The sequence below is a fragment of the Candidatus Bathyarchaeia archaeon genome (assembly GCA_035935655.1).
GTDB lineage: Archaea > Thermoproteota > Bathyarchaeia > 40CM-2-53-6 > 40CM-2-53-6 > 40CM-2-53-6.
In genome coordinates this window covers 175,037-195,697 of sequence record DASYWW010000037.1, presented here as the reverse complement: position 1 = coordinate 195,697, position 20,661 = coordinate 175,037, and the positions used below count along the sequence as shown (strand labels likewise).

Sequence of the window (20,661 nt, the reverse complement as noted above, 5' to 3'; positions counted from 1 at the left end):
TCCAAGGAGAGTTTAAATTCGCGTAAGGGTCAAGCCCCAATCTATCAGGTAAATCTGCATGGCGGAGAAGGCTAAGGCACCGGCGGACAGATGGGGGATAGCCCACATCTACTCATCCTTCAACAACACCATGGTCCACATAACAGACCTTACTGGCGCGGAGACAATATCCCGAAGCGCGGGAGGACAACATGTGAAGGCAGACAGACTCCAAGGAACGCCATACGCCGCGATGCAAGCTGCTGCAGCAGCCGCAAAGACCGCGAAAGACAAGGGAATTACTTCTCTTCATATTCGAGTAAGAGCTCCTGGTGGACACGGTGCCAGAACCCCTGGGCCCGGAGCGCAAGCCGCTATCAGAATGCTCGCCCGTCACGGTTTCAGGATCGGCCGAATAGAAGACGTGACACCTGTGCCTCACGATGGGACCCGAAGGCCTGGCGGTCGACGCGGCCGAAGAGTCTAGTCAACTAGGGTAGACTTTCAACGTCCTACGCGTCCCAGATCAGAAAGATCGTTGACGAGCATCAACGCTGGCGCGCGGAAGAATGCCTCAACCTCATCCCATCTGAAAACGTAACCAGCCCCACGGTTCGCCAACTTCTCACGAATGATATGGGCCATCGCTATACTGCGTGGGACGGGTTCTACAAGGGGACGCGCTTCATCGACGAGCTAGAGGTCCTCGGTGAGAAGCTAGCATGCGAGGTCTTCGGATCTGACTGGGCAAGCCTCCGACCGCTCTCCGGACACATTGCGGACATGATAATGGTCTCGACCCTCACGAAACCTGGAAGCTCGATCCTCACTGTCGATCCTTCTAACGGTGGTTATGACGGGCTTGGGACCCGAGGTTATCCTCCGTTCGTCAACGTGAAGAATCTGTTTTTCCCGTACGATTCTGAACGAATGAATATTGACGTGGAAAAAACCAAGGCGCTCATCGAGGACGAGAAGCCCGCTCTCGTCGTTTTTGGCCAGTCCTACTTCCTCTTCCCTCATCCGGTCAAGGAGCTATCCGAGGCCTGCCGGGCAGCTGAGTCTCAAGTTGCCTTCGACGCGTCCCATGTCTTGGGCCTAATCGGGGGCGGCGAATTCCAGCGTCCTCTGAACGAGGGTGCCGACCTGATGCTTGGCTCCACTCACAAGAGCTTCTTTGGGCCTCAGGGAGGAATAATCCTCGGAACTGACCGACTGAAGATGCGGGTCAAAGACCAACAGTTTCCAGGCTTGGTCGATAACGCACACTGGAACAGAATCGCGGCTCTAACATGGGCGTTGGACGAAGTTCGCCGTAGAGGATTGAAATATGCGCCTCAAGTGATAGCAAACGCGAAAGCTTTGGCCAAAGCGCTGCACGAGGGAGGTCTACCGGTCAAATGCGCAGATTACGGGTTCACCGAGTCGCACCAGGTCTTCCTTGATATCAATGGCGAGGAGAGCGTGAAACGGTTTTCGGAGAAGCTGGAGCAAGCAAACATGATAGTGGATCACGGGATCCGGCTCGGAACTAACGAATCTACACGCCGGGGAATGAAACCGCGCGAGTTGGAGAGAGTTGCGGAGTTGATCCTAAGAGTCTACAAGGGCGAGGACCCGAGTAAAGTTCGTTCGGCAGCCACTCGGCTGAGAAAAGAATTCAAGACGATCGAATACACTTAACCACGAAGAGTTCAAACGTTCCCGGAAAGGAGCGATAGTCGTGGACGGGTGAAGATTCTGCCGTTCTCCTCCCTCTCAATGGTATCGTTCGACGTTGATGGAACGATTTTTCGCAAAGCAGCCCTCACCCAAGCCGCTCGATCTCTTGGAATCGGAGAGAAATGGGACTCTTTTGAAGAAATGCATCTTCATCGAAGGATCACAAAGGGACAACTCTTGGTCTCACAGTACAGGCTTCTCCAAGGAATGAAGCTCAATGATATTCTACGAGAGGTCTCGAAGGTCGAAGTGATCAAAAACGTCAGGGAAACAGTGGAGAAACTGGAAAGTCATAGCATCCGAGTTATTCTCTTGACTGATAATCCAGATTTCTTGTGCGCCTACATGATCGAAAGGTTCGGGTTCGAAGGCTACGTCGGCTCCAAAGTCGCGATCAAAGGCGGAGTATTCACCGGCGAAATAGAACCGCTACCTGACAAAAGACTCGGCTTGCGAAAATATTGTGCATGGACGGGCATTCCTCCGTCCCGATGTGCTCACGTGGGCGATTGGATTAACGATATCCCAGTCTTCCGCATTGTGCGGTACTCTGTTGCATTGAACGCTAAGACTGACAAGGTCAAGGCCTCAGCGTCACATCACGTGGAGACTGACGATCTTCTCGACGTGTACCACCAGCTGCTAACGGTAATCTGAAACTACAAGCATTTGCGATCGCCATATTTCCGGCAGACTTTTGTCCTCCATTGAGCCCTAGCGATGAGGGGAATTGCGAGATTTGGTCACGTGCGATACATGCGGGACTGAACTACCAGCGTCTGCTCAACGCTGTCCCTCATGCGGACGGTTTCGTCAATCCTCAATCAACGCCCAACTGGTAATGGCCCAGAAGTCGGTAGCCAGCGAACAGCCGGCACCGAAACTCGTCACTTGTCAGAGCTGTCGGAGGCTTGTTCCAAACACGACAGTATTTTGTCCCTGGTGCGCAGGGCGGCTAGCACCCGTCCTCACGACTCCAATTGGAAGTCAAGTCCTGGCTACTGAGCCCCAGCGGCCTGGCTCTTGGGTTCCATATCGCGAGGAAAAAACGCATGAACATCGAATATACAAGATTTCCATCGCGGTTCTTCTACTGGCCCTGGTCGGTCTCGGAGCAGTCGTCGCAAATATGACTAAGACGCAGTTTTCGCCAGTTCTCCCGAGAAATCCATACTCGGTGGTCGGCCAGGATTTCTCGACTTCATGGAGTGGCTACAAGCTCTATCACCCGATATCATCGATAACTGACGTAAAGGGCACGTGGATCGTTCCCGTCATGAATTGTACCAGGGTGACAGCGGACCAGTATTCGAGTTTCTGGGTTGGGATAGACGGGGTCCGGAACGACACAGGGACACTCGAACAGACTGGAATCGTCGCGGGCTGTATGATTGCCAACGGTATGGCTATCCCGGTCTATGAGTCATTTGTTGAATGGTACCCCGCGAGTCCCAAATCCTTCAACAAACCCGTGAGCGCCGGAGACAAGGTGACAGCCGAGGTCAGCTGGAGCAATAACGTTTTCACAGCTACACTTGCCGACTTCACTCAAGGATGGACTGGAAGCGATGTCAATTCGACTATAGACAGGTCCGCTTGGAGAGCTTCTGCAGAATGGATAGTCGAGGCTCCATTGTCTCTCAAGACCAACTCAACCGTCCCCCTCGCCAAATTCGACAAAGTCTATTTCTCGAACTGTATCGTCACCACTGCTGATTCGTCGGGTCCAATGGGATCATTCAGTTTAGTGCAAGATACAATGGTCGATTCTGCTGGATATGCCAAAGCTAGATCATTCCTTCCATTTTGGAATGATGGGACGAGCTTCTCTGTGTGGTGGATGTCTGCCGGACCATAGGTCCAGAAGAGCAACGCGCTAGTCGATAAGTGCTAGAAACTTCCCTAGTGATAATTGTCGTATCGGATTATCGGCGGGGAACAGTAATGACCACAGTCATTGAGTGCGTTTTAGACCCGCTTGTTGCCGTAATAATGACGTTGTAATTTCCGGGATGCGTGCGCAGGGAGGTGCTTATCAGCAGCCTGACTGTTGAGGATGTTCCTGGCAGAATGAAAACGAGAGACGTACTCAGAACAGCGACAGGACCGTCCTTTCTGACGGGCGAAATCGTTGTGGATAGCGTGATGCCTCCAAAGAAGCCTCCTTGGCTTAGCACGTTCACCAGTCCTGATGCTTCTGTTCCTCGCGGAATCGTGATCAACTGGTCTCCTGAAAGGGAGAAGTCTCCAATTCCAGGCGTCGCACTCTCTTGGGCGGTCTCTGGAACAGCCACCCCCGCGTTTACCACCAGAATGCAAAGACCCGATGGCACGCTCCCTCCTGTGCAGCCGGTCTGAAAGCCCACATTGATTCCAGTCGAGTTTTGGAGTACCCTGTAGCCTATGCTGAACAATCTGCCCGTGGCAGGAGCCAGGACGACTGTGCCTAGAGCGACTAGGGCAAAACGTACAATACCGGGACCATTCAAAAGAGTCCCGCATCCCGAACCGACAAACTCAACGCAGTCGGCAAACGCTAGAGTGTTTGTACCTAGCACCGTTCCAGTCATGTTTACACCGATAGGCTGAACTGTGGCGGTGTCGGATTTGACGAAAATGTCGAAACCGTTCATTACATCAGAGCCCTGAATATTGACCGCCACGTTTAATGGCGTGCCTACCGTTCCGGAAACGATCGTCGGGCTTGTTGGACAGAAAGTTGTAGCAATATCCGCGATGCAAACTTTGCCCACCAGTTGGGCCCTGACCGCCACAGGCTCTCGAGGGACAATCATCAACACACCAAGTACGAGAAGGACGAGCGCAATCTTGGATTTTCTCTCTTCTATCAATCGAAAAATCAAAATCAGGGCCGGTGAGAACATGGCTTAAGGTTATCCGTTGTCGCTCCTCGATGACTTAACTCAAGATCACTGCCTATTCCCGGAGCGAACTATGGTTATCCACCTCTACCGCGACTTCACCGTCAGGTCTTAGTAGATCATCTTACTGCTTAGCTTCAGCCTGCTGGAGTCGGCTACGAATGCGGGGTCCTTCATTCCACGTTTCCTAGCAGGCGTGAGGGCCAGTTGTTGCAGGTGGATAGCAACCTCCAAGCTTGTCTGGACGGGATTCTCTCCATGTGGCGTCAGGAGTCTGGTTCGGAAACCGTTCCTGTCGAGTAGCCTTTGGATCCGGCGGGACCTGTCCTGTCCAGAAGATACGCAAATGATTGTGTCGTTCTTCTTGTCAATCACGAACAGTCTCGAGTGGCCAAGCTGCTCAGGATATTCAGCCTCAGCTTTCTCGCCTAACGCTTCTCGTATCTTTGCAGCTCCTTAGATTGAGAGTGCATAATTCACCGAGGAGCCAACGAAAACGAATGAGCCCTTTCCGACTGTCCCTTGGCTCGTTGCCCATTCACGAGCCTTGCTGAGCGCCCCGTCAAGTTTGATGGTCCTGGGAAGCTGTCTGAGAATAGCTGCACATGCAATTAGGCTAGCGGTGAAACTAATCGTGCCCGGCGTTGGCGTTTCGGCAGTTCGATACGACAGAGGCAGAGTTTGATCGCATTCATGTGCAAGGGGGCTATCTGGATTAGAAGTGACAGCTATTCGTTCTCTTGCGATTCGCTTTGACCTTCGAGCTAGCTCGACATTTGCGCGTGTTTTGCCACTGATGGAGACTATGACGAGATTTTTTCCTCTAACCCTTGAGATTCTTCTCAAAAGCTCGCAGGGATCTGAAGCAACGGCATATCCCATCGACAATTCCTGCGCAAAGACTGCGGCCGCGTACGAGTCCCCTGACCCGGCGAATATCAGAGAAGAGGGTTTGAGCTTGAAACGATAGAGTCGTCGGGCTTGTAAAGCGAATTTCGGAATGTCTTCTGCCTGGTTCCAGATCTCTTGTTCCATCGCGGAAAAGGGCATTTCATATCAACTAGAAGCCGGGTCTGCACGGTAGGTTCCGCCTGAGTAGGTCCATCTCTTTCTGCATTTCTTGCATTCAAGCTTGAAACCAGTCCTCCAGCCTTCCGGGCTCTGATTCTCACCTACGATAACTAGCTCTCCACCGCAGGAGCATCTCGGAACCACACGTGACAAGACCAGCTCAGACGATCGCTTGGTACCTAAACTTCTCTGTCAAAATGACCGGTTAGCTATCTTCTCTGAGCTTCTTGATTCTACGCCTCATTTCCCAAGTCCGCTCGAAACCATGCTTGCGGTAGACTTTCCTTCCCATCACGCTAGCATGCAACCGAAGCTGCGGAAACCCGTTCGATCGGCACCACTCCAGAGCTTTCTCCACAATACCGGAGGCCACGCCCAGTCCCCTTGACCGAGGTTCCGTATACATTGATAGTAGGTATGGCTGGACCATGAGACTGTACCCTGGCCGCGGTTGAACAGGCTGCAGCCACACACATCCTCCACCAAGTATCTTGCCCCGATCCTCGGCCACCCATCCCATCAAATTCCCGCTTTTCATTCTTGATCGTGACCACCGGGCGTAGACCTTGTCAGCTCTGTCCAACTCTTCCGGGTCTCTCTCCCCAAGAACGCGCCACATCTCCCTGCGCTGGCGAACCAAGACCGGAACATCTTTCAATGTAGCCTTGCGAACTTTGAACGCTAGACTTCGGCTCTTCTTTGCTCCTTTATTCTTCTTCACCAATGCGAATCCCGAGCAAGGACAACTGTGGTCAGATCAGAGCTAGTTGTCTGCCAGCCTTTCGAAATGCTACCAGTGCCAAATCGAGATCCTTCCTTGTGTGCGCGCTGGTTACAATTGTCCTGACCCTTGCTTTGTCTTTCGCAACCATCGGGTAGACAATCGGGAGAACGAATATTCCGAGCTTGAAGAGGTTTTCAGCCAGTTCGCGAGCCTTACCGGCATCCCCGGCTATCACTGGCGTGATTGGAGTCTCGCTGTTTCCAGTGTCGAAGCCGATATCTTTCAGACCGTTTTTGAAGTAAAGTGTGTTGGCCCAGAGCTTACTCAGTAACGAGGGCTGCTCTTGCACAATCTGAAGAGCCGCAATGCACGCTCCGGCAACTGCGGGCGGTTGGGACCCGGAGAGCAGGTAGCTTCGGACCTTGTTCTGAAAATACGTGCAGAGATCTTTCGACCCGACCACGTATCCTCCGACGCAGCCGAAAGCCTTCGAGAAAGTTCCCATGTCAACATCCACCTTTCCCTCCAGGTGGAAGTGGTTGGTAACTCCCCTGCCATCTTTGCCTAAGACCCCGTCCCCGTGAGCATCGTCCACATACGTTATCGCGCTGTGCTCCCGGGCGAGCTGGACGATATCCTTCAACGGAGCGATGTCTCCGTCCATGCTAAAGACCCCATCTGTTATGATTAGGATTCTACGGAAACGTTCTGTCCCATTGAGCTGTTTCTCAAGGTCGCCCATGTCCTTGTGCTTGTAGACCCGCCTCTCCGCCTTCGTCAGACGACAACCGTCGATTATGCTACCATGGTTCAGCTCATCGCTTATTATGAGGTCACGTTCATCGACCAAAGACATTATCGTTCCAAGGTTCGTGGCGTAGCCAGACTGGAAAGTAATCGAAGACTCGGTTCCCCTGTAATCCGCTAATTCCTTCTCCAGCCTAACATGCAGGTTCATCGTTCCGGCGATGACTCGCACCGACCCGCTCCCCGCTCCATACTTTCTTGTCGCGGCAATTGCGGCTTGCTTTAGCTTGGGGTGGTTCGCGAGTCCAAGATAGTTGTTTGAGCAGAGAACGATGACGTTCTTGCCATCCACTTTGGCATGCGGCGCAGACGGACTCTGAAGGGTCCGGACACGCCACAGAAAATCCTGTTGATCCAGTCCTCTAAGCTCTTCCCGCAGTGCGTCTAGAAGTGAAGCTCTCTGGAAACCGGATTCCTGGCTCATAATCTCAGGGTTGAGAATTTGTTTCTAATCTAAAACGTTTTACAGCGCTCTCTGCGCGGCTAACACACAGTTTCGAGGAAATCTGTTGAAAGAAAAGATGCACGCAGTTGTTAAGACAACCCCGGGTCCCGGCGCGGCCTTCGAGCAATGGCCAACACCCAAACCCGGTCTCAGAGACATTCTCGTCCGGATCGAAGCCACATCAATCTGTGGAACAGACATACACATCTACGACTGGCATGAATCGATCCATGACAAAGTCAAACCTCCAATGGTCATGGGACACGAATTCGCAGGCAAGATCATTGAGGTAGGCAAGGAGGTATCCGACCTCCGCGAAGGCGACATTATCTCCGGCGAGACCCACATTTTCTGTGGCAAATGCTTCCAGTGCAGAACTGGGAACGCTCACATCTGCGAGAGAATGCATCTCCGAGGAGTCGACACGGATGGTTGTTTCGCAGAGTACCACGTCCTCAACGAACAGCATGCTTGGCTAAACGATAGAAAGATCCCGATCGAGGTTGCTTCGGCTCAAGAGCCGCTCGGCAATGCTGTACATGCCGCGTCCGCGGCCGAGATCTCTGGGAACACAGTCGCAATCCTTGGTTGCGGTCCAATAGGCGCATGCCTCATCGGACTCTGCAAGTCATTCGGAGCGACCAAGATTATCGGAGTCGACATTGTCGACTACAGATTGAAGCTCGCAAAAGACATGGGCGCGGACATCCTGATCAACGGATCCCAACAGGATCCAGTGAAGGAGATCATGCGCTTGACAGATGGGCGGGGAGTGGACGCGTTTTTTGAGATGTCCGGGGCCCAGCCCTCATTCGAGGAAGGCTTCAAGGTCCTTCGTCCCGGCGGAACCGCCGTCCTCTTCGGATTGCCCTCGAAGAGGGTCGAACTTGACGTCGCAAACTGGATTGTCTTCAAAGACGCTCATGTTCGCGGTGTTTTTGGTCGCCGGCTATTCGGAACCTGGTACAAGACCGCCGAGGTACTGAAGGCGAGTCAGGTGGACCTGTCGAAGCTGATAACTCACAGATTCGATTTGGAAGAGTTCTCGAAGGCATTCGCCTTAATGAAGTCAGGACGCTCCGGCAAGATCATAATGTATCCAAACAAGAAACATTCCTAGCCAAAAATCCAGAGACCGGCGTTACGTCCAGTCCTAACCTACCTTCTGAGCAAGGACAAAGAGATGCACGCTATTCGGATCCGTGGAATCTCGGATATTCTTGGACCAAAGAATGTTAAGTCCAGAATTCTTGATCATTCTGAGGTTGGTCTTGCGGTCAAAGTGGCTCCAAAACATGGGAGCACCACGATAACGACTGCAGTCTTTCGGAAGATCTCCCGCTCCCATGCATAACAGAGCCAACCCACCTGGCCTCAGGATGCTGAGAAAACCGTCAAGGATGTTCCGATGCTCGCTACGAGGAATGTGAATAATTGCATAATAACAACAAACACCGTCAAACGCATTTCCGCGGATCGGCAAGTTCGAGATGTCAGCGCAGATGAACTCGACAGTTGGGAGTCTCTTTTTCGCCGAATGAATTTGTTCCCGAGCAAAGTCTACTCCGGTCACCTTGAAGTGCTCGGCGAGGAATTGAGTTATGGGATAGCCAGCACCGCAACCTGCGTCCAGAACAATTGCATTCTTGGGTAATCGTTCAACTATCTCGTGTAACAGTTGGACGTCTTCTGAATCATTCTTTCTGCTGGCAAGGTATTCTAGGATGATTTTGTTGTACCCTGCTTTCACAATCTGCCTTGGATTCAAGATGAATCATCTTCAGAAGGACTCTAACCGGTTAATTGGCGAGATCGGTGTCCGGCCATCATCTACTCTTCCTATCGCCTATCTTTCTTTGGCTCGGCAGCCTGGGCTTCTTTCTGTCGCATTTTTACGATCTCCCCAGCGATCGATTTGAGCATTGCAACCTTCGGAGCTGTCTTCTTCACCGTGATGTATCCTGCCTTTTCCCAGTGAAGGCTGGGCATTGCCGATTTTTCTTTCGGCTCATGAACGTAACCCAGTGCTGTGGCTGCTTGCACGATCTCTCTGAGGTTTGGTTGTTTGATAGCTCTTGTTATCGGGAGTTTTCTGCCCTCGCCTCGGGTCTTGGTGCTGTCGATGTGAAATGGCCAGATGATAATGTGACCCGGGTTTTTCACCGGCTCCACCTTCTTACTATGACTTGCTGGTTTGAGATACGAGGACCGCGTTTATGACTCCGTGTTGTCCTGGACGAGAGGTTACACGTGCTTGACCGAGTTCGGTGTCGACGATGGCACCTTTTGTGATCACTCCTCTCCTCTGGTAGTCAACGTTCGCCGGGTTCTTGACAACCCGCAGGAGTTTCGATTTCGACGATTTCCCCGTCGACTTGTCTGTGACAACAGCCCAGTCTGCTGCAGCCAGTCTTATTTTGGTTGCCCCGCCTCGGATTCCAACCCTTCTTTGCTTGACCTTGCCTAGGGTCGTCTCAACTGGTTCTCCGCCGGCTTCGAACGCGCGTTTTCCACGCCAGCTGCGCTTAACCCCACCAGTAGGTTTCTTCTTGTGCATATTGCCATGGTATCGAGGCAATCGAATCGAATTCTGACCGGCACAGTCGACATATTAACCGTTCTCCACGCGACACGATTTTCGTCATCGACTGGACAATTTCTTTTGTTTTCTCACCGTTTGAGTAACCGAATCTTTATCTGGTTCCGGAGCCAAATTTCTTCTCGAGGAGAAGTTTGCCTAACTATTGCTTGGAGTGCGGTGGAAACCTAAGTTATGACCCTGCAATCAAGCAATACGCGTGTAAGAGCTGCGGGCTAACCTTCACCCAGCAAAACCTTCTAGAAGGACGAGAAAGGATGCTTCGCACCGAAGAGTCTGCAGACGAAGAGAAAAAACGTCGCCACAAGGACTATCTGAAATGGTGGCTCAGCGACAAGAAAAAGTAGCCTAGGCTTAGCTTCGTTCAAAGAGAATCCCTCTTAATATCGTGTTTTCGAAGAAGTCTTAGCCTTAGAGTTCAAGCTCAAGTTCTAGCTCGTCCCTAATCGGTGGCGCTGTCGAGGGTGACGATCTCGCAATCAGGACCGCGGATCTTGTAGGTCAACAAGCCTACTGGTTTTTCTTCTTTGAAGGCCGCAAAACCATCCAGCTCGGCTGGCCGAATGACTAGGCTTTTTTCGACGACAATCTCAGAACCCCAGTGAGATCTAATGAACGATTCGACCCAATTACGATCTGTCGCTTGGATGGGCCTGACTAGGAAATTGTTCAGGGAGTTCTCCTCCTGACCGAAAACCGTCAGAGCCAGCCTCTATAATTTCTGTCCATTGCAAGGGCTTGAAGCAGGCATTGTTCCTTCTTGCGAAGAGTTAACTTTCCGGTGGCGTGATCGCCCTGTTGTCGGATTCCATGCTTGAAGAGATGCTTGACAAATGGCGTCGTGGAGCGAGAGGCCCGCTTCCCCAGCTTACTCCCGTCCAGCTTCTAAACGCTCTAGTCCTCATTGACCAAGAGGGTCCTGTGGGACGCCGCGCTCTAGCCCAAGCTCTTCAAATCAACGACGGCGTCACCCGAGGCTTGCTTGAGAGGCTCGCGGAGCAGGGCTTGGTTGAGGTTGGTGAGGGAACGGGCGTCAAGCTTTCCACGCAGGGACAAGGAACGCTGCAGAGGTACCTCAAGCAAATAGCCGTTCGCAAGATCAAGACGCTAGATGAGATGGATCTTGTTCCTGGCAAAATCTCGGTAGGAGTTCATTTGGCGAAAAGGTACAAGCCCGGAATCACAGGAGTCTCGCAGAGGGACGAGGCCATCAAGGTTGGCGCTGAAGGGACCCTGACAATAGCGGTTGTCAATGGCAGGCTTTCGATTCCGCCTGATAACAAGAAGGTAGCCGAGCTATCGCCCCGTGAAGATGCCCGCATTCGAGAACTCTTCAGTCTCTCCGAAAATGATCTCGTGATAATCGGGTTTGGGAAGGATGCTCATCGGGGCCTTTCAGGCGCACTAGCCGCCGTTCTCTCTTTGGAAAAACACTAGTACGAGGTAAAGGGGCCAACCAAAGTGAATAGATCGCCGACGGTGGAGATTATCTCTGTCGGCAACGAACTACTGATCGGGCATACGCTGGATACGAATTCTCACTGGATCGCAAAACGTCTGACGAAGTTTGGCTGGACCCTTCAGAGGATCACAGTCCTTCGAGACTCTCTTCCGTCCATAAAGGACGGGGTTACGGGCGCTCTCCGGAGAAAGTCTAACCTGCTGATTACGATGGGGGGTCTTGGGCCAACACATGATGACATGACTCTGAAGGGAATCGCTCTCGCATTGAACAAGCACTTAGCGCTCAATCCGGAAGCGTTCGCCATGGTGAAAGCCCGTTACAGTACGCTGGAGGCGTCCACGGGTCTAACCCGGTTCCGTAGAAAAATGGCCACCTTGCCGGACGGCGCTCAACCTCTGCCGAATCCCGTCGGTACAGCCCCTGGAGTCACGATCAAGGTTGGCAAGACACAGCTAGTCTCCCTGCCAGGAGTGCCGTCTGAGATGAAAGCCATCTTCAAAGGATCCATAATTCCTATACTGAGAGGATCAAAGGCAACGTCTCCAAAAGAAGAGTCCATTGGTCTTGCGGGAATTATCGAGTCGGCGCTCGCGCCTGCCCTAGACCGTACGCGTAGGGCTTTTCCGGGACTATACTTCAAGTCCCATCCACGGGGGCGTGATGGCGGAACTCGGAGCCTGATACAGCTTCATGTCTACAGCGTGGACCCCGAATCTCGCGCGAAACTTGACAACGCGATCGGATACCTTCTTCGCGAACTATCGAAGTCGGCCGATGCCCACCCGAAAAGTCCAGGAAAGTACGGCAGGGAAAATGCCTGAATCGTAACTTCCTTTTTTCCTGTTGCCATTTTTTTCTGCTAACTTTCTTTTATTGCCTAACTATTGCATAAGTATTCTTTTTCTAGTGACCCCCCCCGGGTGGTCATTTTTCCCGCGTCCCGCCCTTCGTGAAACGCGGCGATTCCCACGTTCAAGGTTCCATGCCTGGCCCTTCTTGCTTCGTACCATCGCTTGAGATCTGAAAGGAGAAGCCTGTCTGGAACCCTGGTCCTGGCATATACACTGCAAGCGCCCGTGCCAGTGACGCCTTGTGTCCGAGCCCTACAACCGCCAAGACCTGTCCCGTCGTGGAGTCCATGACCATCTTCAACCGTTTGATCATGTACTCCTCACGCGAGTCGATCAGTATTCTGCTCAAGACCGGGTAGCTTTTCCGGAAAGCCCCGATCTGCGAGTCCATATCCTCGGTGACCTTCGACCAGTTTATCCTGCTGAACGGTAATACCGCCAGGCTCACCAAGGCATCCACCACCAGCTTCGCCTTTTCCTTCCGGGGCAAGTTCCTCAAAGCTGCACCCGTAATTGCAATCGGAAGATCAATGAACTCTACCCTGGACCCTACAGCCTTCGCCGCCTTGGCTGCCTCCAGCATCTCTGTTCCCGGTGCTGACCCAGTCATCCGTCCCGCAAACCTCTCCAACAACGCCATGGTCAGAAATGATAGTCCGACGCCTCGCCCGCTCTGAGCCTTCGGATTCTCCAGAGCAATCAACCGTCCCTCGTCAAGTTCCAAAGCCACAACCTCCGGCTTCAACGCGACGATACCGTCTCTGACAGCCGTCGCACTAGCAGCATCTACATGGACCGTCCCGATCATTGACAAGCGACTTCCAACCCGCTCCAGGCGTTAGCCTCCCTCCGGTCAGGACCAGTTGAACGTCTATAAGGCGGCTTCCCCAATCCAAACATCAGAACCCGTTAGTAGTCAAACGGGATCCCATCTATGACCAATCTCGACACGCTCGCGGACGAGCGCCAGCGGATCAAAACCGACGAGAGAAAACTCCTCGGAGCACTCGCCGAGGTGAGAAACAAGCTTGACACTACCCGCACAGAACTACTGCAGAGCCGGAAAACCCGCGACGAGCTCAACGAGACTGTCAGGGCCCTCAAGAAAACCCGTGACAACCTTCGAGACAAAGCAAGACAGAACGTCACAAAACTCAAGACCCTCCAGAAAACAGCGCCCAAACTACTCCAGTCCGTAACAGCCGAACACGAGCTGCAACAGCTCGAATGGCAAGTACAATCCGCACCGCTAGGCAAAGACGAAGAGAAGCGTCTGATGATCAAGATCCGTGCGCTTGAGATCCAGGTAACCGCGTCCAAAAAAATCCTACGACTAAGAGATGCGACCGCCAGAGACAACAAGGAGGCAGACGAGCTCCATGTAAAAATCCAGGAGCTTGCCGAAGAGAGCCAGAAGCATCATGAGGAGATCGTAATACTCTCCGAACGGTTCGAAGCACTCAAGATAAAACAGGAAGATGTCAGAAAATCCCTGAACTCGCTTCGCGGAGAATACAAAGACACCGACGAGAAATACCAAGTAGTCAGAAAATCAATCGACCTAGCTGAGAAAATGAACCAGCGCCAAAAAGAAGAAACCCACAAGCAGAACCTCAAGGAGGCAGCAAAGAAGAAGCTCAGCCAGGGAGAGAAACTATCGCTTCATGAGCTAGGCGCGTTATACGAGGAACAAGATTGAGATCGCCCATCGCAATAATAGGCGGCTCAGGAGTCAAGTCCATCATCAAAGGAGAAGAAAGAATCGTTGGCACGCCTTACGGTCCAACTCCAACCCTGATCATCGGACAAGTCAAGGGACGAGAAGCGATCTATCTACCACGACATGGCGAAGAACACACCGCCCCACCTCACAAAGTAAGCTACCGTGCCAACATCTGGGGACTCAAGAGCCTAGGGGTTGAACGAATAATCGCAACCAACGCTGTTGGCGCGATAGACACCACCCTAACACCAGGAGAGATTGTGATACCCTCGGACCTAATCGATTTTACAAAATCACGAAAAGGCACGTTCTATGACGGTGCTCCTGTTACTCACGTCGACGTGTCCGAACCTTACTGCCCAACGTTGAGGAACGCCATATCCAGCGCCGCTTCGGACAACAGGAAAACCCTTCGAAACGATATCGTGATGGCTGCTACCGAAGGTCCAAGATACGAGACTCCGGCAGAGATTCGCATGCTCAAGACCCTCGGAGGCGGAATCGTAGGGATGACGGGCGCTCCGGAAGCTTTCCTGGCTAGAGAGCTCGAGATCTGTTATGCCTCCATGAGCTTCGTCTCCAACATGGCTGCAGGCCTGCAGAGAACACTCTCAGCCAAGGAAGTGGAGGAGAAGGGAAGAGAAACTGGTCAGATCCTGAACAAGATTCTCATAGAAGCTATAGGTAAGATACCTGACACGAGAGAGGGCTGCTCCTGCGGAAGAGCGCTCGCCCAGGCCCAATTGAACAAACCGGAGGTCAAAGAACAAACATGTTAGACAGCCTGCTGAGAATCGCAGGAGTATACACCGCATACGAAAAATGGCTCACCGAACAGGTAAAGGGAAAACCGTTGCCTGAACATATCGGAATCATACTTGATGGGAACCGAAGATGGGCCGTAGAAAAGGCCCTCCGACCTAACGACGGGCACACGATCGGTGCCAAAGTTGGGGAAGAAGTGCTGGACTGGTGCCTAGAATACGGCATCAAGACGCTTACGCTATACACTTTCTCAACCGAGAACTTCGATCGTCCAGCCGAAGAGGTCAATGCCGTCCTCAAACTCGTTGAAGAAGAGGCTAGGAAACTTGGGAGAGACAAGCGCCTTCATACCCAGAAAGTCAGAGTCAAAGCCCTCGGCAGAACAGACCTCCTCCCCGAAAGCCTCCAAGATGCACTGAAGAAACTGGAGGACGAGACAGACCAGTACTCAGGTCACTTCCTAAATATCGCAATCGCATACACCGGACGCGCCGAGATCGTTGATGCTACAAAGAAGATCGTGGACGACGTTTACCAGGGAAACCTGAGACCTCAAGATATCGATGAGGGAATATTCCACAAATATCTCTACACAGCACACCTGCCCAACCCGAACCCCGACTTGGTAATACGCACCTCAGGCGAAGAAAGGTTGAGCGGTTTCCTCCTCTGGCAGTCCGCATATAGCGAGCTCGTCTTCGTGGACGTCTACTGGCCCGAGTTTCGAAGAATCGATTTCTTAAGGGCCATCAGATTGTATCAGAGGCGCTACAGAAGATTCGGCCGATGAGAACACGCCACGATTCCGAGTGAGAGTCCAGGGCCTTAGCCTTGGTGTTCATCAAGAGAATCGACATTCGAGGATTCAAGACCTTCAACAAGAAGGTCTCCATCAACCTCGGCACGGGATTCACCGTCATCACCGGACCCAACGGATCCGGCAAATCCAACATCCTAGATAGCCTCAAGTTCGCGCTGGGCGAACTGAGCCCCAGAGAACTCCGAGGCAGAAGCCTCTCCGACCTAGTCCACAAATCCCAGGGCGAAGGAGCCCGCTCCGCCTATGTGGCCGTGCAGTTCGATAACAGCGACCGCAAGCTACCGGTAGATTCTGACCTCGTAACAGTATCCAGGGAATTCTCCAAAGGCGGAGAAGGAATCTACCGCCTCAACGGAAGACGCCTCTCCAGAAAACAAGTCCAAGACATAATGAGCTCAGCTGACATCCAGGTCACCGGATTCAACCTCATCTCACAACACGCAATCACCCGCCTCGCAGAGATCAGCACGGAGGAACGAAGAAGGATTCTGGAAAGCCTAATCGGAATCGGAACCTTCGAGACCAAGAAAGCCGAAGCGAGAGTACAGTTGCAAGAGGCTGATCTAAACCTCAAAGTCGCCGCCGCGAGAGTTGACGAGGTCAGACAGAGAATAGAACAGTTGGAAAGAGAAAGAAACGACCTTCTCCGGTTCAACCTTCTCAAGACAGAGATAAACAGCCAACAAGCCCGCATCCTTTCCGCCCAGATCCTGGCACTCGAAAACCGCGATCACGAGATGTCCCAAACCCTCCAGCAGGAACTGCTCAAGCTCGATCAAGTAAGACGAGAACGAGAAGACCTAACGCAGCAAAGAGCAAAGATCGAGGCGGAAAGACGTAGCTTCGAGGAAAAAACGGTCACGCAAGGAAACCAGGAACTCTTCGACATTGAAAGACGCATGGCAGAAGCGAGCAAAGGCATTGTCGAAGCAAAGTCCGCCGCAGAAACGGCAAGGAATCTAGTTGCAACCCGCACAAGACAACGTGAAGCCTTCACAAAACAAGCTGAAGAGATGGAAACCGCCATCAAACCCCTATCTAGCTCGATCAAGAGCCTCCATTCACACCGAAAAGTCATCGAAGAGAAGCTCGAAGACTCCACCTCCAAGGTCGAAAAAATAAGCGAAAAACTCACCGCCAACAGAGCGTCCCTCGACCAAGATACCAAAAAACTGCGAGATGTCCAAGACGAGATCGACGGGCTGGGAAAGGAACTCGCAAACCTCACCGCCCAAGGCAAGGGCAGTTCGACAAAACTCGACCTGACCGCAAGCCACCTGCAAACCCTGGAAGCCCGCCAGAAGGAGTTCTCCCAGCTCTCTGAAGAACTGAAGACCCGAATCCGAGAAATGGAAAAGCTTCAGAAGGAAGAAGAAAAGCGGCTCGAAACAATCGAACAAAAAACAAAGGAATACAGTGAACTCAAGGATCAGCGCAGGAAAGAGATCGACGAAGCCTTTGACATCGCAAAGAAGGCGAGAGTCACCGTCGTTGAATTCAACACCCAAAAAACCCTAGCAGACAACATAGGGGCCGAAGACAAGGCAATCGAGAAGATCGAAGAGATGGCTGATGAAGGCGCACTGAAGGGCGTCTATGGTCGTCTCGAAGACCTCGTCAAATTCCCTGAAGAGTACCGCAAGGCAATCCAATCAGCCAGCGCCGGCTGGATGAAAGCGCTGGTTGTGAAGAATCTAGAAGTAGCAATCCGGTGTGTCGAGAGCCTGAAACGTACCAAGCTTGGACGCGTCAAGATAGTTCCAATAGAAGATCTTGAGCTCGAAGAAGAACTCGAGGTAGACAATGCATCCGGGATAGTTGGTCCCCTTTCGAAAGTAGTACGGTCAGACAAGTCCATCACTCCTGCCGTCCGGTTCGTCTTCGGCGATACGATACTCGCCACAACGCAAAGAGCAGCCTTCCTGACAGCGGCCAAAGGGCAACGATGCGTCGTGACCAGCGGGGATCTTTATGAGCCCGGAGGAGGCTTGGAGAGCGGTTACTATAGAGCCCCGCTCGAAATTTCAAACTTGGTCCCCCGCTCTACCGCGCTTGAAAGCCTTGAGAAAACAGTGAAGTCGCTGGAAACAGTTGTGCAGCGTTCGCGGTCCGATGTTGACCGGATTGAGACGGAGCTAGATGAGCTATTGGAAGACCGAGTGTCCGCGAGCAAGACGCGAGAGGCCTTAGCAAGAGATGTGGAACTTGCCAAGAAGAGCTCCGAGAGAACAAGAGCCTTCCTACGGCAGACTACCCGACGGATTGACAGCCTTCAGAACTCGATGTCGAAAGAAAAAATCCTGTTGGAGGAGACTGCAGAAAAACAAGCGGAGATGAAGCGGCGCCTCGCCGTCAGAGAAGAAGAAAGAACGAGACTCAGACTTGATTCCAGGAGGTCAGCGCTCTCCCAGCTCGAAACTGAGCGAGACCAAGCCACCCGCGAGAATCAGGTTGTTCTTCGAGAAAAACTCGAACTAGAATCCCGACTATCTTCCGAACAATCTTCTCTTGAGACTCTGAGACCGGGAATCGACCAGATTCGAATACAGCTGCGAGCGCTTGACTCTGAGATTCATCGGGAAGAGGGCCGAGCCGGCGAAGCACTTGAGCGACTCCAGACGCTAGAGAAAGGGATGAAGCAGTTCACCGAGGAGAAGGAGCGGTTAGTCGGAAATTTGGACAGCGTTGGAGATGAGCGAAAGAAGTACGAAGAACAGTTTGTGGAAGTCGAAAAGGCAACTCGGAAACTCTTGCAAATGATGGATCCTCTCAATGCAAGCGTGACCGATCTAAAAGCAGGACTTAGAGAAGTCGACGCTCAACTCACGATCTTCAGAGGACAACTTAGTGGACTCGGCTTCGAGAGGCCCCTTGAGACTCACCCCGACCTAATCAAGGCGGCCGAAGATATGAAACGCGCCCTCGAACAAGAACGCGACGAGATAGGCGCCATCAACCAGCTCGCCGCACAACAATACGAATCACAGAAAGAAGGATACAAACACCTCTCAGTCAGGATTGGAGAACTCGAGCGCGAGAAACTAGTGATCCTCGACTTCATGAACGAACTAGAGAGGAGGAAACTTGACACTTTCATGAGCGCATACAACAAGGTGAACGAGACATTCCAGAGTATTTTCCGAGAGATGACCAGCGAGGGAAATGGAAGAATGGTTCTGGATAATCCTGAAAACCCGTTCGAAGGCGGACTCGATGTCCTGCTTCAGTTCCCTGGAAAAACCGAGCTCACAATTGGTAGCGCGAGTGGAGGAGAGAAGTCCGTCTCAACAGTCTGCTACCTCCTCGCACTTCAACAGATCCATCCCATGCCCTTTTACGTGATGGACGAGATCGACGCGCATCTCGATGTTCTGAATGCAAAGCGTCTGGCAACGCTTCTGAGATCGAGGAGCAGCATGTCCCAGTTCATCGTAATCTCTCTCAAAGACACGACAATATCGCGAGCAGAGAGAGTCTTCGGAGTCTTCATCGATAAAGGCAGCAGCCAGATCGTGTCCTTACCGGTAAGAGGCGAGAACAATTGACAGCGCACGAAAAGGCGTACTGGCTGAAGGCACCTTATGCGGTCCTTTTTGATCTGATTCATCTTCACCGGGTGAAACCGTGGGATGTAAATCTTGCAAATCTGCTTGATGAGCTTATGCTTGAGATGAGGGGTCGCGGCTTCATCGACTTCTCCGTTTCCGGCACTGCCCTTCTATCCTCTGCAATTCTCCTCCGCATGAAGTCGGAGCTCATCCTGAAGATGGAAGAACCACCAAAACCACCGCTCGAAAGGCCCACAGATTTCGTCCCACCACCCCTTGCCTTTCCGTTGCGATATGAATCGACAACCACATCTTTTGAGGAAGTTATCAAAGGATTATTGGAGGTGCTAACGGCGGAAAGAATGCTACCGGCGAGTGCACAGATGGTTCTTAGACCGCCGGAGGTGTTCGAACAAGTTGACGATTTCCTTGTAAAGATAGAAGAAAACATCAAAGCGTTTCTCCAAACATTACTCACAAAGGCTGGTCCTGCGCGAAAGAAAGTGTCCTTCTTGACCCTTCTCGGAAAGGGTAATCCTCTGGAGGCAGTGAGAATGTTCATCATGTTGCTATTCCTCGCCGTGGAGGGAAGAGTTGGTCTCGCCCAGCCCTTCGAGTTCGGAGATATCGAAATCGAGTTGAAGAACGATGGAAGCACAAGTTTCGACTAGCACAGCCCAGCTGAAATCTGCTGATCTACAACAGCAGCTCTGCGAGGCCGCACTGTATGTATCTGGAAGGCCTTTAGACTTGAAGATGATCGGGTCTGTCATCGGCGCTAGATCAGAGGATAAGATTCGCGGAATTGCGACAGCGGTTTCAAAACGCTACAAGATTGCTGGCAGCCCAATTCAAGTTGTCGAACTTCCAGACGGGCGGTTTGTCATGCAGTTAAAGGCAGAATTTGCAAAGCACGTTCGAAAACTAGCGAACCGGCCTCTTCTAACACCGGGACCTCTTCGAACACTATCTTTCATAGCTCTGAAGCAACCCATCACACAGTCCTATGTCGTACGCGTTCGTGGAAAACTGGCCTACGTTCATGTGAAACAGTTGAAAGACATGGATCTGATTAATGACGAGAGAATAGGGAGAACTAGAATGCTAAGGACGACTACGACGTTCGCGGACTACTTCAACCTCAACCATGATCCGTCGCTAATGAAAAGGGAACTGAAGAAAGTACTCCAGCTAGGAGAGGACGCGCCAGCATCGTTAGAAACGGTTAAGCCGGATAGCTGATTCTTCTAATTATTCTAC

The 20,661-nt window shown here is 52.1% G+C and carries 23 protein-coding genes; 14 read left to right on the top strand and 9 right to left on the bottom strand.

Going from position 1 to position 20,661, the window contains the following annotated elements; genetic code table 11:
* The first annotated feature begins 58 nt into the window (after positions 1-58).
* The 4 genes from VGS11_06350 (at position 59) to VGS11_06335 (ending at position 3,559) form a co-directional block, all read left to right on the top strand.
* Positions 59-466: a 30S ribosomal protein S11 gene (locus VGS11_06350; protein HEV2119709.1), complete on the top strand. Its 408-nt coding sequence runs from the start codon at positions 59-61 to the stop codon at positions 464-466.
* A gap of 38 nt (positions 467-504) precedes the next feature.
* Positions 505-1,662 (top strand): hypothetical protein, encoded by a 1,158-nt coding sequence (locus VGS11_06345; GenBank protein ID HEV2119708.1) that lies wholly within the window; start codon positions 505-507, stop codon positions 1,660-1,662.
* A gap of 48 nt (positions 1,663-1,710) precedes the next feature.
* Positions 1,711-2,358, top strand: coding sequence for an HAD-IB family phosphatase (locus tag VGS11_06340; protein HEV2119707.1), 648 nt, complete (start codon positions 1,711-1,713; stop codon positions 2,356-2,358).
* Positions 2,359-2,542: 184 nt separating this feature from the next.
* Entirely contained in the window at positions 2,543-3,559 is a 1,017-nt protein-coding gene (locus tag VGS11_06335) for a G1 family glutamic endopeptidase (protein ID HEV2119706.1), read from the top strand.
* Between the two features lie 67 nt (positions 3,560-3,626).
* Here VGS11_06335 and VGS11_06330 read toward each other — a convergent pair whose 3' ends face one another.
* From VGS11_06330 to VGS11_06310, 5 genes are all read right to left on the bottom strand, one after another.
* Positions 3,627-4,553: a hypothetical protein gene (locus VGS11_06330; protein ID HEV2119705.1), complete on the bottom strand. Its 927-nt coding sequence runs from the start codon at positions 4,551-4,553 to the stop codon at positions 3,627-3,629.
* A gap of 141 nt (positions 4,554-4,694) precedes the next feature.
* Positions 4,695-4,958 (bottom strand): hypothetical protein, encoded by a 264-nt coding sequence (locus tag VGS11_06325; GenBank protein HEV2119704.1) that lies wholly within the window; start codon positions 4,956-4,958, stop codon positions 4,695-4,697.
* Positions 4,959-5,039: 81 nt separating this feature from the next.
* Positions 5,040-5,633 (bottom strand): SIS domain-containing protein, encoded by a 594-nt coding sequence (locus VGS11_06320; GenBank protein ID HEV2119703.1) that lies wholly within the window; start codon positions 5,631-5,633, stop codon positions 5,040-5,042.
* Positions 5,634-5,859: 226 nt separating this feature from the next.
* The gene (locus tag VGS11_06315) at positions 5,860-6,375 is read right to left on the bottom strand and encodes a GNAT family N-acetyltransferase (GenBank protein HEV2119702.1); all 516 of its coding nucleotides are present in this window, start codon (positions 6,373-6,375) and stop codon (positions 5,860-5,862) included.
* A 31-nt stretch (positions 6,376-6,406) separates the two neighbouring features.
* Entirely contained in the window at positions 6,407-7,609 is a 1,203-nt protein-coding gene (locus tag VGS11_06310; protein HEV2119701.1) for a glycine C-acetyltransferase, read from the bottom strand.
* A gap of 85 nt (positions 7,610-7,694) precedes the next feature.
* Here VGS11_06310 and tdh point away from each other — a divergent pair, with 85 nt between their 5' ends.
* Positions 7,695-8,750, top strand: a complete 1,056-nt coding sequence (gene tdh, locus VGS11_06305; protein HEV2119700.1) for an L-threonine 3-dehydrogenase — start codon at positions 7,695-7,697, stop codon at positions 8,748-8,750.
* A gap of 33 nt (positions 8,751-8,783) precedes the next feature.
* On the opposite strand, the gene VGS11_06300 is transcribed toward tdh, so the two are convergent.
* The 3 genes from VGS11_06300 to VGS11_06290 all read right to left on the bottom strand — a co-directional run bounded on the left by VGS11_06300 (position 8,784) and on the right by VGS11_06290 (position 10,187).
* Positions 8,784-9,398, bottom strand: coding sequence for a class I SAM-dependent methyltransferase (locus tag VGS11_06300; protein ID HEV2119699.1), 615 nt, complete (start codon positions 9,396-9,398; stop codon positions 8,784-8,786).
* A gap of 71 nt (positions 9,399-9,469) precedes the next feature.
* Positions 9,470-9,802, bottom strand: coding sequence for a signal recognition particle subunit SRP19/SEC65 family protein (locus VGS11_06295; protein HEV2119698.1), 333 nt, complete (start codon positions 9,800-9,802; stop codon positions 9,470-9,472).
* 7 nt (positions 9,803-9,809) lie between these two features.
* Positions 9,810-10,187 carry a 30S ribosomal protein S8e gene (locus tag VGS11_06290; protein ID HEV2119697.1) on the bottom strand — a complete coding sequence of 126 codons (378 nt, stop codon included), beginning with the start codon at positions 10,185-10,187 and terminating at the stop codon, positions 9,810-9,812.
* Between the two features lie 176 nt (positions 10,188-10,363).
* Here VGS11_06290 and VGS11_06285 point away from each other — a divergent pair, with 176 nt between their 5' ends.
* The 3 genes from VGS11_06285 (at position 10,364) to VGS11_06275 (ending at position 12,515) form a co-directional block, all read left to right on the top strand.
* The gene (locus tag VGS11_06285; protein ID HEV2119696.1) at positions 10,364-10,576 is read left to right on the top strand and encodes a hypothetical protein; all 213 of its coding nucleotides are present in this window, start codon (positions 10,364-10,366) and stop codon (positions 10,574-10,576) included.
* 463 nt (positions 10,577-11,039) lie between these two features.
* Positions 11,040-11,666, top strand: a complete 627-nt coding sequence (locus VGS11_06280; protein ID HEV2119695.1) for a DUF4443 domain-containing protein — start codon at positions 11,040-11,042, stop codon at positions 11,664-11,666.
* Positions 11,667-11,690: 24 nt separating this feature from the next.
* Positions 11,691-12,515 (top strand): molybdopterin-binding protein, encoded by an 825-nt coding sequence (locus VGS11_06275; GenBank protein HEV2119694.1) that lies wholly within the window; start codon positions 11,691-11,693, stop codon positions 12,513-12,515.
* 151 nt (positions 12,516-12,666) lie between these two features.
* Here VGS11_06275 and VGS11_06270 read toward each other — a convergent pair whose 3' ends face one another.
* The gene (locus VGS11_06270) at positions 12,667-13,380 is read right to left on the bottom strand and encodes a TraB/GumN family protein (GenBank protein ID HEV2119693.1); all 714 of its coding nucleotides are present in this window, start codon (positions 13,378-13,380) and stop codon (positions 12,667-12,669) included.
* 99 nt (positions 13,381-13,479) lie between these two features.
* Between VGS11_06270 and VGS11_06265 the strand changes: the two genes are divergently transcribed.
* From VGS11_06265 to VGS11_06240, 6 genes are read left to right on the top strand one after another with little or no spacing between them, the layout of a single operon-like run.
* Complete coding sequence (locus tag VGS11_06265; GenBank protein HEV2119692.1) at positions 13,480-14,244, top strand: hypothetical protein; 765 nt, start codon at positions 13,480-13,482, stop codon at positions 14,242-14,244.
* Complete coding sequence (locus VGS11_06260) at positions 14,241-15,047, top strand: S-methyl-5'-thioinosine phosphorylase (protein HEV2119691.1); 807 nt, start codon at positions 14,241-14,243, stop codon at positions 15,045-15,047. The genes VGS11_06265 and VGS11_06260 overlap by 4 nt, the downstream gene beginning before the upstream one ends.
* On the top strand, positions 15,041-15,823 hold the full coding sequence (uppS, locus tag VGS11_06255; GenBank protein ID HEV2119690.1) for a polyprenyl diphosphate synthase: 783 nt from the start codon (positions 15,041-15,043) through the stop codon (positions 15,821-15,823). Before VGS11_06260 ends, uppS begins: the two co-directional genes overlap by 7 nt.
* 44 nt (positions 15,824-15,867) lie before the next feature.
* Positions 15,868-19,398 carry a chromosome segregation SMC family protein gene (locus VGS11_06250; protein HEV2119689.1) on the top strand — a complete coding sequence of 1,177 codons (3,531 nt, stop codon included), beginning with the start codon at positions 15,868-15,870 and terminating at the stop codon, positions 19,396-19,398.
* Positions 19,395-20,072, top strand: coding sequence for a hypothetical protein (locus VGS11_06245; GenBank protein ID HEV2119688.1), 678 nt, complete (start codon positions 19,395-19,397; stop codon positions 20,070-20,072). Before VGS11_06250 ends, VGS11_06245 begins: the two co-directional genes overlap by 4 nt.
* Entirely contained in the window at positions 20,050-20,643 is a 594-nt protein-coding gene (locus VGS11_06240) for an SMC-Scp complex subunit ScpB (GenBank protein ID HEV2119687.1), read from the top strand. Before VGS11_06245 ends, VGS11_06240 begins: the two co-directional genes overlap by 23 nt.
* Positions 20,644-20,661 lie beyond the last annotated feature (18 nt).